Source organism: Pseudomonas sp. KB-10 (assembly GCF_018221585.1).
Lineage (GTDB): Bacteria > Pseudomonadota > Gammaproteobacteria > Pseudomonadales > Pseudomonadaceae > Aquipseudomonas > Aquipseudomonas yangonensis.
Genome location: NZ_QYYB01000007.1, coordinates 131,058 through 144,158 on the forward strand (window position 1 = coordinate 131,058; position 13,101 = coordinate 144,158).

The following is a 13,101-nucleotide window of genomic DNA, read 5'->3' on the forward strand; positions in this document are numbered from 1 at the left end:
CGAGACAAACAAAAACGCCCCGCAATGCGGGGCGTTTTCGTTCGCGGCGTCATGAATTACTGCAGCAGGACCTGGCCAATGGTCGGATCCTTGAACGCGCGGGTCAGCGCATCGCTGAGCACGTCGCCCACCAGTTTGCTGTTGGTCTGCTGGTTCGGCGCACTACCAAAGCGCTGGTTCAGCGATGCACCATAGCGACCGGTATAGCGGCGGCTGCCGCCTTGTACGTCAGCACGGATCGAAGCGGAGATATCAGCCTCGGTCACGTACATGCCCTCTTTCGGCGACTGGTACTTCAGCTCCGCCAGCGTGATGGTCAGCTGCGGCGCGTTATAGGCGTTGGGCGACGGGGTGAAACCGAGCAGCCGCACGGCAGCCTCGGCCTCGGCCTGCAGCTTGGGCAGCACATGCTCAGCGCTGACGCTGATCGAGCTGGTTTCCGGATACAGGCCGCCACGGGTGCCAAGCACCGGCGAAGGGCGACCATCAACCACGCGCACCACTACCGGCTGGCCCTGACCCACCGGGGTCAGCGAACTGGTAAGTTTGGGTTGCGGCGTGAGTTGCTGAGGGCTGAGGGCGCAACCGGCCAGAGTCAGGCTGGCGGCAGCAAGCAAGGCGATCAACGCACGGTGCAGCATGCTCATCTCTCCGAGTGAGGTAAAAGTGGCCGGCAGTATACCCAGCGCGGCCTGGGGCCGACAGTAGTGCAGGATAAGACTGCCAGCGGGCCATCGCGGTTCCTGTCATCAGCCTGTCACCGCCTCGTGGCATAAAGCAGACGTCACCACGCTGGAGCCTTCGCCATGCTGCTGCGCCGCCTGTTCAATCGTTCTCGTCCGATGCGCCATTTCGCCCTGATCGATGCTCAGGGGATTTGCCAAGCCCTGCGTCAGATGCAGGAACAGCCGGGCCAGGCTGGCTGGGTGGAAGTTCGTGAACCGAGCCTCTCCTGGCTCGGCGCTCCGCTACCTGCCGCAGCCCGTATCACGCCGGTCGTCACACAGGCACAGGCCGCTCACCCGTTGGCGGCCTGACCGATGGAAGAATAAAAGTCACGCAGGGGCGATCAATTCCCCTCATTCACCGTTATAATCACGCCCCGATTATAAGGACGTCTCCTGATCGGGCCGCACGACCTCGCCGATGCAACGTCATCGCCCCGCCCCAGAGAGTCGCCCACTTCGCGCTGCCAAGTCTGGCCAGCCGCTTTTAGCCCATATGCAGAGCCGATAGCAGCCATGCATTGCATGTTTTGCACGGGCAAAAGCGCGCCTAGGCAGTCGAGCTTTTGAGGTTCACCGCTCCAAAAGAGCGTGAAAAAACGGTTTTTACAAACTTCACAAGAGTGTGGCGAACAGATGAACAGTTTTGCGTCCGCAAACCCCAGCCTTGACCCTCCCCTCCGAATGACAGGGCTTTTTGCCTGAGTCTGCCGGTGTCGCCCTTAAAGGCCAAACGGCCGTCCATCTGGTGCAGTTTTTCTTGGAGAGAGGTTAATGGCGCGTAACGATTACCAAAGCGTAGATGTGGTGCTGGTAGGCGCTGGCATCATGAGCGCAACCCTGGGCGTGCTGCTCAAGGAGCTCAACCCCGGCATCACCCTGGAAGTGGTGGAGCTGCGTGAGTCCGGCGCAGTGGAAAGCTCCAACCCCTGGAACAACGCAGGCACCGGCCATGCCGCCCTGTGCGAGCTGAACTACACCCCGGAAGGCGCGGATGGCAGCATCGACATCAAGAAGTCGGTCACCATCAACGCGCAGTTCGAAGAATCCAAGCAGTTCTGGGCCTACCTGATCGAGAAGGGTGCGATCAACGCGCCAAAGTCTTTCATCAATCCGGTTCCGCACATGAGCTTCGTGCGCGGCAACAGCGGCATCGCCTTCCTCAAGAAGCGCTTCGAGGCCCTGCGTCAGCATCATGCCTTCACCGAAATGGAATACACCGAGGATCGCGCCACCATCGCCGAATGGGCACCGCTGCTGATCCCGGGCCGTGACACCAGCGAACCACTGGCGATGACTCGAGTGCAGGCCGGCACCGACGTGAACTTCGGCGCGGTCACCGAGCAGATGCTCAACTACCTGACCAGCCAGCCCAACGCCAAGGTCATCTGCAACCAGAAGGTCACCGACCTCAAGCGCGACGGTGATGGCTGGCTGGTGGACATCAAGGACACTCGCTCCGGCGCCACACGCAAGCTCAAGAGCAAGTTCGTCTTCCTCGGCGCTGGTGGCGGCGCGCTGCCGCTGCTGCAACTGTCCGGAATTCCCGAAGGCAAGGGCTTCGGCGGCTTCCCGGTAAGCGGCCAGTGGCTGCGTTGCGACAACCCGGAAATCGTCAAGCAGCACCAGGCCAAGGTCTACAGCCAGGCTGCCGTGGGCTCGCCGCCAATGTCGGTGCCGCACCTCGACACCCGCGTGGTGGACGGCAAGAAGTCCCTGCTGTTCGGCCCCTATGCCGGCTTCACCACCAAGTTCCTCAAGCACGGCTCGTTCCTCGACCTGCCGCTGTCGGTACGCCCCAACAACCTCGGCCCGATGCTGGCGGTGGCGCGCGACAACATGGACCTGACCCGCTACCTGATCAAGGAAGTGATGCAGTCCGAATCGCAGCGCCTGGAAACCCTGCGCGGCTTCTACCCGGAGGCCAAGGCCGAGGACTGGCGCCTGGAAGTGGCTGGTCAGCGCGTGCAGATCATCAAGAAGGACAGCAAGAACGGCGGCATCCTGCAGTTCGGTACCGAACTGGTGGCAGCTGCGGACGGCACCATCGCCGCCCTGCTCGGTGCCTCGCCGGGTGCCTCGGTGACCGTGTCGATCATGCTCGACCTGATTCGCCGCTGCTTCCCCGAGCAGGCCAGGAGCGAAGGCTGGCGCACCAAGCTGGACGAGATCTTCCCGGCCATGGCCGATGTCCTGTCCAAGGATGCCGAGCGCTACCGTGAGGTGCAGACGCAATCGAACAAGCGCCTGCAACTGGACATACCCAGCTGATCGCCAGGTATGAAAAAACCGCCCCTATGGGCGGTTTTTTTATGGGCGCCTTTAGAGCTACTGCTGCCCCCAGGGCAAGATCGGAATGGCCGTCACCGCATTTTGCGGGCTGCCTTCGATCACCCGGTCGCTATAGACCAGGTACACCAGGGTATTGCGCTTGGCATCAAAGAAGCGCACCACCTGCATGGTCTTGAATACCAGCGAGGTGCGCTCCTTGAAACCTCTTCGCCATCCTTGAGCTTGCCCTTGAATGCAATGGGCCCGACCTGGCGACAGGCGATGGACGCCTCGGCGCGATCCTCCGCCAGCCCCAGACCACCCTTCACGCCACCGGTCTTGGCTCGCGACAGGTAGCAGGTCACGCCCGACACCTTGGGATCATCGAAGGCCTCGACGACGATCTTGTCATTCGGCCCCACCCACTTGAATACCGTAGACACCTCACCGATGGTGTCGGCCAGTGCCACACCGGGCAGCATCAGCAGGCTCAGCAACACTCCCTTGAACGGACGCATACATGCTCCTTAGACGAGGATCAGATTGTCTCGATGCACCAGTTCCGGCTCATCGACATAGCCCAGCAGCCCCTCGATGGCATCGGACGGCTTACCGATGATCTTCTGGGCTTCCAGGGCACTGTAGTTGACCAGGCCACGTGCCACTTCGCGACCGTCCGGAGCAACACAGACCACCATTTCGCCACGGCGGAAACTGCCCTGCACCGCCTTCACACCCACCGGCAGCAGGCTTTTGCGGTCCTGGCTCAGCGCCTTCACCGCACCGGCGTCCAGCACCAGGGTGCCGCGGGTCTGCAGGTGGCCGGCCAGCCATTGCTTGCGCGCCGCCAGCAGGCCGCGCTCGGGCGCCAGCAGGGTACCCAGGCGCTCGCCGGCCTTGAGCCGCGCCAGCACCTGCTCGATGGCACCGCCAACGATGACGGTGTGCGCGCCGGAACGTGCCGCCAGGCGCGAAGCGCGTAGCTTGGTCTGCATGCCGCCACGGCCCAGCGCACCACCCACGCCACCGGCCACGGCGTCCAGCGCCGGGTCGTCGGCACGCGCCTCTTGGATCAGCTCGGCATCGGGATTGTGCCGCGGATCGGCGGTGTACATGCCGTCGCGATCGGTGAGGATCACCAGCAAGTCGGCTTCCACCAAGTTGGCCACCAGCGCGGCCAGGGTATCGTTGTCGCCGAAGCGGATTTCATCGGTGACCACGGTGTCGTTCTCATTGATCACCGGTACCACGTCGAGGTCAACCAGGGTGCGCAGGGTGCTGCGCGCATTGAGGTAGCGCTTGCGGTCGGAGAGGTCGTCGTGGGTCAGAAGGATCTGCGCGGTGCGACGGCCATGTTCGGCGAAACTCGACTCCCAGGCCTGGACCAGCACCATCTGACCGATGGCCGCGGCCGCCTGCAGCTCATGCATCGCGCTAGGTCGGCTGGTCCAGCCCAGACGGCTCATGCCGGCCGCCACAGCGCCGGAGGACACCAGCACCAGTTCGACGCCCTGCTCGCGCAGCGCCACCATCTGCTTGACCCAAACCGCCATGGCCGCACGATCCAGGCCACGCCCGTCGGCGGTCAGCAGCGCACTGCCGATCTTCACCACCCAGCGCCGTGCGCCGGTCACCTTGTCACGCATGATCTTCCAACCTTAGCCAGAAAACGATGGGGCCCACCCCACCTACAAAAACGCCGCAATTAAGCGGCGTTGGAAATTTGCTTAATCCCGGACGTAAATGATTTCCGGGCCGTCGTCGTCTTCATCATCGAAGAAGTCGTCGTCTTCGTCGATATCGTCGACGCTACGCACACCGGATTTACGCAGTGCACGCTGGTCGTCCAGCGCCTGCAGACGGGCACGCGCCTCGTCCTCGATGCGCTGATCCAGCTCGGCCAGCTCCTCGGCGAATACCGGGTCTTCGGCGATGCGTTCGGCACGCACTTCCAGGTAATGCATGATGTCGCGGCTGATGCGCTCGGTGCCATCGCGGCTGATGGCCGACACCACGTAGACCGGCCCCTGCCAGTTCAGACGGGCGACGATATCGGCCTTGCGCGCCTCGCGCTCGTCCTCGGGCACCTGGTCCATCTTGTTCAGCACCAGCCAGCGATCGCGCTCGGCCAGCGCCGGACTGAAACGCCCCAGCTCGTCGATGATCACCTGCGCAGCCTCGGCCGGATCGCTCTCATCCAGCGGCGCCATGTCCACCAGATGCAGCAGTAGGCGGGTACGTGCCAGGTGCTTGAGGAAGCGAATACCCAGACCGGCGCCCTCGGAAGCGCCTTCGATCAGACCGGGAATGTCGGCCACGACGAAGCTCTTGAAGCGGTCGACGCTGACCACCCCCAGGTTCGGCACCAGGGTGGTGAAGGGATAATCGGCGACTTTCGGCTTGGCTGCGGATACGGCGCGGATGAAAGTGCTCTTGCCGGCATTGGGCAGGCCGAGCAGGCCGACGTCGGCCAGCACTTTCAGCTCCAGTTTGAGATCGCGCGACTCACCCGGTTTACCCGGCGTGGTCTGACGCGGTGCACGGTTGGTACTGGACTTGAAGCGGGTGTTGCCCAGCCCGTGCCAGCCGCCCTGGGCGACCATCAGACGCTGACCGGCCTTGACCAGATCGCCGATCACCTCCTGGGTGGCCACGTCGATCACCGTGGTGCCGACCGGTACCGGCAGGATCAGATCCTCGCCCTTGGCGCCGGTGCAGTCGGTGCTGCCGCCCTTCTCGCCGTTCTGCGCGTGGAATTTGCGGGTGTAGCGGTAATCGATCAGGGTGTTGAGGTTCTCGTCGGCCTCGAGGAAGACCGAGCCACCGTCGCCACCGTCCCCGCCGTTGGGGCCGCCCTTCTCGATGAACTTCTCGCGGCGGAAGCTCATCATGCCGTTACCGCCGTCACCGGCTTTTACAAAAATCGAAACTTCGTCGACAAATTTCATGGATACGCCTCCCGCAAGAGCTGCGGGTCAACAGAACAACGTAAAGGCCCTTGCCGGATGACCCCACGCAGGCAGCGTGGCGTTACGGGTCATCGGGCAAGAACCCAAGGATACAGAAACAAAAAAAACGCCTGGAGCGTTTTTTAACGTCGCTTGCGACGGCCCGGAGGGTTGCCGCCATGGACGGCGGGCCAATAAAAAAGCCCCGTCCTACGGACAGGGCTTTTCCAGCGCGTAGGCGATTAGGCCTGAACGACGCTCACGTAGCGACGGCCGAAAGCGCCCTTCACTTCGAACTTGACCACGCCTTCGATCTTGGCGAAGAGGGTGTGGTCCTTGCCCATGCCCACGCCGAAACCCGGGTGGAACTCGGTGCCGCGCTGACGAACGATGATGTTGCCGGCCTTGATGACCTGACCACCGTACATTTTCACGCCAAGGCGTTTACTTTCGGAATCGCGGCCGTTACGGGTAGAACCGCCAGCTTTTTTGTGTGCCATGAGTCAATACTCCTATAAAGGGATCGGGGCCGACGAATCAGGCCTGGATACCGGTGATTTTGATCTCAGTGAACCACTGACGGTGGCCCTGACGCTTCATGTGGTGCTTACGACGGCGGAACTTGATGATGCGCACTTTGTCGTGACGACCTTGCGAAACGACTTCGGCAACCACTTTAGCGCCGTCTACGACCGGAGCGCCGATCTGAACGTCGTCGCCATTGCCGATCAGCAGAACGCGATCGAAAGTCACGGCTTCGCCGGTAGCGACTTCGAGCTTCTCGATCTTGAGGAATTCGCCTTCGGTGACTTTGTATTGCTTGCCACCAGTAACAATTACTGCGTACATGGTAAATCTCCGTTAATCCTGCTCACCCAGCGCTTTAGAAAAGTCGTTATTGGCTGGCATGGCTGCTCGGGGCCGGAAGTGACACCCTTGCAATTGCGTAAGGCAGGGAAATGCCCAGGGGGAAGTTCAGGGTGCGCGATTGTACGCAAGCGCCGAACGCTGCGCAAGGGCTGGCGGCACTTGCCTTGACAGCCCCCACCCCGCCACCTAGCATGCCGCGCAACCTCAAAGGAGCACCAGTAGCCGATGCAACCCCAGGCTTTCTACCGCGTGGTAGCGGACGATTTCACTGCCGTCGATGGCATCATTCGCCAGCAGGTGGTTTCCCGCGTGCCGCTGGTGGAAAAGATCGGCGACTATATCATCTCCGCTGGCGGCAAGCGCCTACGCCCGCTGCTGGTACTGCTCAGCGGCCGCGCGCTGGGCTATCAGGCCGACGACCTGCGTCTGCTGGCCGCCACCATCGAATTCCTGCACACCGCCACTCTGCTGCATGACGACGTGGTCGACATGTCCGATATGCGCCGTGGCCGCAGCACTGCCAATGCCCAGTGGGGCAACGCACCGAGCGTGCTGGTGGGCGACTTCCTTTATTCGCGCTCGTTCGAAATGATGGTCGAACTCGGCTCCATGCCGGTGATGAAGATTCTCTCCCACGCCACCCGCGTCATCGCCGAAGGCGAAGTGCTGCAGCTGTCCAAGGTACGCGACGCCAGCACCACGGAAGAGACCTACATGGAAGTCATCCGCGGCAAGACTGCGATGCTGTTCGAAGCCTCGACCCACAGCGCCGCGGCGCTGGCGGGCGCCAACGAAGCACAGCATGAAGCCCTGCGCACCTTCGGCGACCACCTGGGCATCGCCTTCCAGCTGGTCGACGACCTGCTCGACTACAAGGGCGACGCGGCAGAGCTCGGCAAGAACGTCGGCGACGACCTGGCCGAAGGCAAACCGACCCTGCCACTGATCTACACCATGCGTGAAGGCTCTGAGGAGCAGGCTGCCTTGGTACGCCGCGCGATCCAGAAAGGTGGCATCCAAGACCTGGAAAGCATCCGCGCTGCGGTCGAGGCAGCCGGCGCTCTGGATTACACCGCACAACTCGCCCGCGACTACGCCGAACGCGCCATCGCCTGCCTGGACGTACTGCCGGCCGGCGAGTACCGCGACGCGCTGATCGAGCTGAGCCGCTTCGCCGTTGCCCGCACGCACTAAGAAGTAGCCCGGATGTAATCCGGGAAAGCCTTACCCCAAGCGATCCGCCTCGGATTGCATCCGTGCTACAGGCTGGCGATACATAGCAACAACTCAAACAAAAAAACGCCCCGAACCAGTCGGGGCGTTTTGCGTTCAGGCGCAGCCGATTACAGGCGCAGGCCGCCGTCCAGCTCCAGGATGCGACCGGTGTAGTAGTCGTTTTCCAGGATGTAGGCCACCGAATGGGCGATCTCGGCCGGTTTGCCCATGCGCTTGAGTGGAATGCCGGAGGTCATCTTCTCCAGGGCTTCCGGCTTCATGCTGGCGGTCATCTCGGTTTCGATGAAGCCCGGCGCCACGCCCGCCACGCGAATGCCGTAGCGCGCCAGCTCCTTGGCCCAGACCACGGTGTCGGCAGCGACACCGGCCTTGGCCGCGGAGTAGTTGGCCTGGCCCATGTTGCCGGCACGGGAGATCGAGGAAATGTTGACGATGGCGCCCTGGTTGCCCAGCTCGATCATCTTCGCCGCCACTTCTCGGGTGCAGAGGAACACACCGGTCAGGTTGACGTCGATCACCGCCTGCCACTGCGCCAGGCTCATCTTGGTCATCTCACCGTCCTTGACGCGGATGGTCAGACCATCGCGCAGGATGCCGGCATTGTTGACCAGGCCGTTGATGGCGCCGAAATCCTCGGCCACCTGGGCGACCATGTGCGTGACCTGCTCTTCATTGGCCACGTTGCACAGGTAGGCACGGGCATCGCCACCGGCGGCCTTGCAGGCGGCTACGGCTTCATCGAGCTTTTCCTGGTTCAGATCGACCAGCGCCAGCTTGGCGCCCTTGGCCGCCAGGTACTCACCCATGGCGCGGCCCAGTCCCTGGCAACCGCCAGTGATGATGATGACTTTGTCTTTCAGTTGCATCGCTTTATCCCCTCAAGGTGCAGCATTTAGCGACCCCGCTGATGCCCGCTAGCCGCTATGCTAGGGCGTCTGTCCGTTTCTGACGGATTCTTTGCGAGGAGTCATAAGGTGAGCGTGAAAGCCGGCAAGCATGCACGAGAATTGCTGCTCAAGGAATACCGTGGCGTGCTCAGCACCCACTCCAAGGCCATGCCGGGTTTCCCGTTCGGGTCGGTGGTGCCCTACTGCCTGGATGCCGAGGGCCGGCCACTGATCCTGATCAGCCGCATCGCCCAGCACACCCATAATCTCGGGCAGGACGCCAAATGTTCGCTATTGGTTGGCGAGCGTGGCGCAGAGGATGTGCAGGCGGTCGGCCGCCTCACTTTGCTCGCCGAAGCACGACAGTTGCATGACGAGAGCGAAATCGAAGCGGCCGCACAACGTTATTACCGCTTTTTCCCCCAGTCGCGCGACTACCACCGGGCGCATGATTTCGATTTCTGGCGGCTGGAGCCGGTGCGCTGGCGCTTCATCGGCGGCTTCGGCGCCATTCACTGGCTCGACCAGGTCGCCCTGGCCAATCCCTTTGCGGCAGACGGCAGCGAAGCGAGCATGGTCGAGCACATGAATGAGGATCACGCCAAGGCCATCGCGCATTACGTGGAACTGGCAGGCCTGCCCCGGCATGAACCGGCGCAGATGGTCGGTGTCGACAGAGAAGGCTTTCACCTGCGCATTGGCCAAAGCCTGCACTGGCTGGCCTTTCCAACATCCTGCAACAACCCGGGACAGGTGCGTGAAGCCCTGGTGATGCTGGCTCGCGCCGAGAGCTGGCCGACCGACGGTTTGGCTTCAGCTTGAATTCAGGCCACAACCCCATACTTAACTCCTACTGGAAGCTCGCTTCCGCCAAGGACCCTCTGAAAATGCGCGCGTTTCTGTTTCTCTTTCTGCTCTTTCCGATCATTGAGCTGGCGTTACTGATCAAGGTCGGCAGCGCCATTGGCGTGTTGCCTACCCTGCTGTTGATCATCGGTACCGCGGTGCTTGGCAGTATTCTGCTGCGCGTCGCCGGGGTCGCGACCGCCTGGCGTGCCCGGGAAAAACTCTCGCGCGGCGAACTGCCCGAGCAGGAAATGCTCGAAGGCCTGTTGATCGCCGTCGGTGGTGGCCTGCTGCTGCTGCCGGGTTTCATCAGCGACATCTTCGGCGTGCTCTGCCTGATTCCTTTCACCCGTCGTCTGCTGGTCGGCAAGATTCGCCGCCGCGCCGAGGAACAGGCCCTGCGCCAGCGCGCCTTCTTCGACGACCAGGCTGCCCGCTCCGGGCAAACCCGCCCAAACGTCCTCGAAGGCGAGTACGAGCGCCGCGACTGATCCATGCAGCACCTGTAGAAGGCGGCTTGCCGACGATCCCGCTCAGGCTGATCGCCGGTGAACCGGCTTCTACTCAAGCGCAACGCTGGCATCGGACTGCGCTGTGCGATATCCCCCTCCGCCGCGCAAAAAATTTCACCCCCTCCCCTTGAAATGCCCTTGCCCGCCCACATGTAGCAGTCACCGCAAGGTGCCTGCCCGCTGAGGCAGTCCAACTTTCGCGGTACGCCCAGCGTGCCGCACCCGGCCTCGCCGGATTTTACAAACCCGCCGACCAAGCAAGAGTCGGCAAGTTGGCCATTCAATTGTTAGGAGAGATCGACAATGAAGCTTCGTCCTCTGCATGACCGCGTCGTGATCCGTCGCAGCGAAGAAGAGACCAAAACCGCAGGCGGCATCGTGCTGCCGGGTTCGGCCGCCGAGAAGCCGAACCAGGGTGAAGTCGTTGCCGTCGGTACCGGTAAGGTTCTGGATAACGGCGAAGTCCGTCCGCTGGCCGTCAAGGTCGGTGACAAGGTGGTATTCGGCCCGTACTCCGGCAGCAACACCGTCAAAGTCGACGGCGAAGACCTGCTGGTCATGGGCGAGCACGAAATCCTCGCTGTCATCGAAGCCTGATTCCCACGAATCTCCGTTTAACCTTCAAGAATTTGAGGACTGATCAAAATGGCTGCTAAAGAAGTCAAGTTTGGCGATTCCGCCCGCAAGAAAATGCTCGTTGGCGTCAACGTACTGGCCGACGCCGTCAAAGCCACCCTCGGCCCGAAAGGCCGTAACGTGGTTCTGGCCAAATCCTTCGGCGCCCCGACCATCACCAAAGACGGTGTGTCGGTTGCCAAGGAAATCGAACTGAAAGACGCCTTCGAAAACATGGGCGCCCAGCTGGTCAAGGATGTAGCTTCCAAGGCCAACGACGCTGCCGGTGACGGCACCACCACCGCGACCGTTCTGGCTCAAGCCATCGTCAACGAAGGCCTGAAGTCCGTCGCTGCCGGCATGAACCCGATGGACCTCAAGCGCGGCATCGACAAGGCGACCACCGCCATCGTTGCTCAGCTCAAAGACCTGGCCAAGCCGTGTGCCGACTCCAAGGCCATCGCTCAGGTAGGCACCATCTCCGCCAACTCCGACAGCTCCATCGGTGACATCATCGCCGAAGCCATGGACAAGGTTGGCAAGGAAGGCGTCATCACCGTTGAAGAAGGCTCGGGCCTGGAAAACGAACTGTCCGTCGTAGAAGGCATGCAGTTCGACCGCGGCTACCTGTCGCCATACTTCATCAACAAGCCGGACACCATGGTTGCCGAGCTGGAAAGCCCGCTGCTGCTGCTGGTCGACAAGAAGATCAGCAACATCCGCGAACTGCTGCCGGTTCTGGAAGCCGTTGCCAAGGCTGGCCGTCCGCTGCTGATCGTGGCTGAAGATGTCGAAGGCGAAGCCCTGGCTACCCTGGTGGTCAACAACATGCGCGGCATCGTCAAAGTCGCTGCGGTCAAGGCTCCGGGTTTCGGCGACCGCCGCAAGGCCATGCTGCAGGACATCGCTATCCTGACCGGCGGCACCGTGATCTCCGAAGAAGTTGGCCTGTCCCTGGAAAGCGCCACTCTGGAGCACCTGGGTAACGCCAAGCGCGTCGTCCTGAACAAGGACAACACCACCATCATCGATGGCGCTGGTGCTCAGGTCGACATCGAAGCCCGCGTTGCGCAGATCCGCAAGCAGGTCGAAGAAACCTCTTCCGACTACGACAAAGAGAAGCTGCAAGAGCGTCTGGCCAAGCTGGCTGGCGGTGTTGCCGTGATCAAGGTTGGCGCTGCCACCGAAGTCGAGATGAAAGAGAAGAAAGCCCGCGTTGAAGACGCCCTGCACGCTACCCGCGCTGCAGTGGAAGAAGGCGTGGTGCCTGGCGGTGGCGTAGCTCTGGTGCGCGCTCTGCAGGCCATCGAAGGTCTGAAGGGCGACAACGAAGACCAGAACGTCGGTATCGCTCTGCTGCGTCGCGCTGTCGAAGCGCCGCTGCGTCAGATCGTTTCCAACGCTGGCGGCGAGCCGAGCGTAGTGGTCGACAAGGTCAAGCAGGGTTCGGGCAACTTCGGCTTCAACGCCGCTACCGACACCTACGGCGACATGATCGAGATGGGTATTCTCGACCCGGCCAAGGTCACCCGTTCGGCGCTGCAGGCTGCTGCTTCCATCGGCGGCCTGATGATCACCACCGAGGCCATGGTTGCCGAAGCGGCTGACGACAAGGCTCCGGCCATGCCTGACATGGGTGGCATGGGCGGTATGGGTGGCATGGGCGGCATGATGTAAGCCGACCAGCCCCTGAGCTGTTACAAGAACCCCGCGCCCGTCGCGGGGTTTTTTATTGTCTGGGCAAAGGGAAGCAGTCGCACCAGCGACGCAAAACCGAACATGGGTCATGGAGCCTGAACTTGGCAAGGCCTACTGGTGCTGAAGCGCTGGAAGACTTCGAGGGCATCGAACGCCGGTATGCCCAGGGCGGCCATGAAGCATGCGGCGAGGCGGTGCACACCCAGCTGCTGCAACTCGTCGGCGCGACTCGCGCGCGCATGCGCCTGGCCCGCTGGCAGGATCTTCCCAGATGGCCCCAGGGGGCTCGGCACAGCTCTTGCCTGAACAAGCGACCTGCCGGCGCGGCGCCGGCAGCGCTCTATCGTGAAGCACCGTTCCATTTGCCTCATCCCCAACAGGAAGTGGCTCTATCTTGCACTCTGGCGCCCGGTAATGAGTTGGTCTGCAGGTAACTACAAGCGTCGGGCCGGCTGTTACAGAGCGCCGTAACCGGCACCTAAGGTTACGTTTA

Annotated in this window: 13 protein-coding genes and 1 pseudogene; 7 read left to right on the forward strand and 7 right to left on the reverse strand. The window is 62.2% G+C overall.

Annotated features, from left to right (window positions below; genetic code table 11):
- Window positions 1–56: 56 nt before the first annotated feature.
- The gene (locus tag DXK50_RS18905) at window positions 57–641 is read right to left on the reverse strand and encodes a YajG family lipoprotein (RefSeq protein WP_161867251.1); all 585 of its coding nucleotides are present in this window, start codon (window positions 639–641) and stop codon (window positions 57–59) included.
- A gap of 165 nt (window positions 642–806) precedes the next feature.
- Between DXK50_RS18905 and DXK50_RS18910 the strand changes: the two genes are divergently transcribed.
- The gene (locus tag DXK50_RS18910; protein ID WP_212631393.1) at window positions 807–1,037 is read left to right on the forward strand and encodes a hypothetical protein; all 231 of its coding nucleotides are present in this window, start codon (window positions 807–809) and stop codon (window positions 1,035–1,037) included.
- Between the two features lie 462 nt (window positions 1,038–1,499).
- Complete coding sequence (mqo, locus tag DXK50_RS18915; RefSeq protein ID WP_212631394.1) at window positions 1,500–2,996, forward strand: malate dehydrogenase (quinone); 1,497 nt, start codon at window positions 1,500–1,502, stop codon at window positions 2,994–2,996.
- Window positions 2,997–3,053: 57 nt separating this feature from the next.
- Here mqo and DXK50_RS18920 read toward each other — a convergent pair.
- From DXK50_RS18920 to rplU, 5 genes and pseudogenes are all read right to left on the reverse strand, one after another.
- Window positions 3,054–3,514, reverse strand: a pseudogene (locus DXK50_RS18920) (CreA family protein).
- Between the two features lie 9 nt (window positions 3,515–3,523).
- Window positions 3,524–4,642: a glutamate 5-kinase gene (gene proB / locus DXK50_RS18925; protein ID WP_212631395.1), complete on the reverse strand. Its 1,119-nt coding sequence runs from the start codon at window positions 4,640–4,642 to the stop codon at window positions 3,524–3,526.
- Between the two features lie 81 nt (window positions 4,643–4,723).
- On the reverse strand, window positions 4,724–5,944 hold the full coding sequence (gene cgtA / locus DXK50_RS18930) for an Obg family GTPase CgtA (protein ID WP_003240429.1): 1,221 nt from the start codon (window positions 5,942–5,944) through the stop codon (window positions 4,724–4,726).
- A gap of 242 nt (window positions 5,945–6,186) precedes the next feature.
- Window positions 6,187–6,444, reverse strand: coding sequence for a 50S ribosomal protein L27 (gene rpmA / locus DXK50_RS18935; protein ID WP_003240427.1), 258 nt, complete (start codon window positions 6,442–6,444; stop codon window positions 6,187–6,189).
- Window positions 6,445–6,481: 37 nt separating this feature from the next.
- Window positions 6,482–6,793 carry a 50S ribosomal protein L21 gene (rplU, locus tag DXK50_RS18940; protein WP_004424548.1) on the reverse strand — a complete coding sequence of 104 codons (312 nt, stop codon included), beginning with the start codon at window positions 6,791–6,793 and terminating at the stop codon, window positions 6,482–6,484.
- A 246-nt stretch (window positions 6,794–7,039) separates the two neighbouring features.
- On the opposite strand from rplU, the gene DXK50_RS18945 reads away from it, so the two are divergent.
- A complete protein-coding gene (locus DXK50_RS18945; protein WP_212631396.1) occupies window positions 7,040–8,008 on the forward strand; it encodes a polyprenyl synthetase family protein in 969 nt (322 codons plus the stop codon).
- A 149-nt stretch (window positions 8,009–8,157) separates the two neighbouring features.
- Here the strand turns inward: DXK50_RS18945 and DXK50_RS18950 are convergent, their stop codons facing one another.
- A complete protein-coding gene (locus DXK50_RS18950; RefSeq protein ID WP_161867257.1) occupies window positions 8,158–8,916 on the reverse strand; it encodes an SDR family oxidoreductase in 759 nt (252 codons plus the stop codon).
- Between the two features lie 108 nt (window positions 8,917–9,024).
- Between DXK50_RS18950 and DXK50_RS18955 the strand changes: the two genes are divergently transcribed.
- The 4 genes from DXK50_RS18955 to groL all read left to right on the forward strand — a co-directional run bounded on the left by DXK50_RS18955 (window position 9,025) and on the right by groL (window position 12,587).
- The gene (locus tag DXK50_RS18955; protein WP_161867258.1) at window positions 9,025–9,759 is read left to right on the forward strand and encodes a HugZ family pyridoxamine 5'-phosphate oxidase; all 735 of its coding nucleotides are present in this window, start codon (window positions 9,025–9,027) and stop codon (window positions 9,757–9,759) included.
- Window positions 9,760–9,824: 65 nt separating this feature from the next.
- On the forward strand, window positions 9,825–10,274 hold the full coding sequence (locus tag DXK50_RS18960) for an FxsA family protein (RefSeq protein ID WP_161867259.1): 450 nt from the start codon (window positions 9,825–9,827) through the stop codon (window positions 10,272–10,274).
- Between the two features lie 324 nt (window positions 10,275–10,598).
- Window positions 10,599–10,892, forward strand: a complete 294-nt coding sequence (locus DXK50_RS18965; RefSeq protein WP_021700385.1) for a co-chaperone GroES — start codon at window positions 10,599–10,601, stop codon at window positions 10,890–10,892.
- Window positions 10,893–10,940: 48 nt separating this feature from the next.
- A complete protein-coding gene (groL, locus tag DXK50_RS18970) occupies window positions 10,941–12,587 on the forward strand; it encodes a chaperonin GroEL (RefSeq protein WP_212631397.1) in 1,647 nt (548 codons plus the stop codon).
- The last annotated feature ends 514 nt before the right edge of the window (window positions 12,588–13,101 follow it).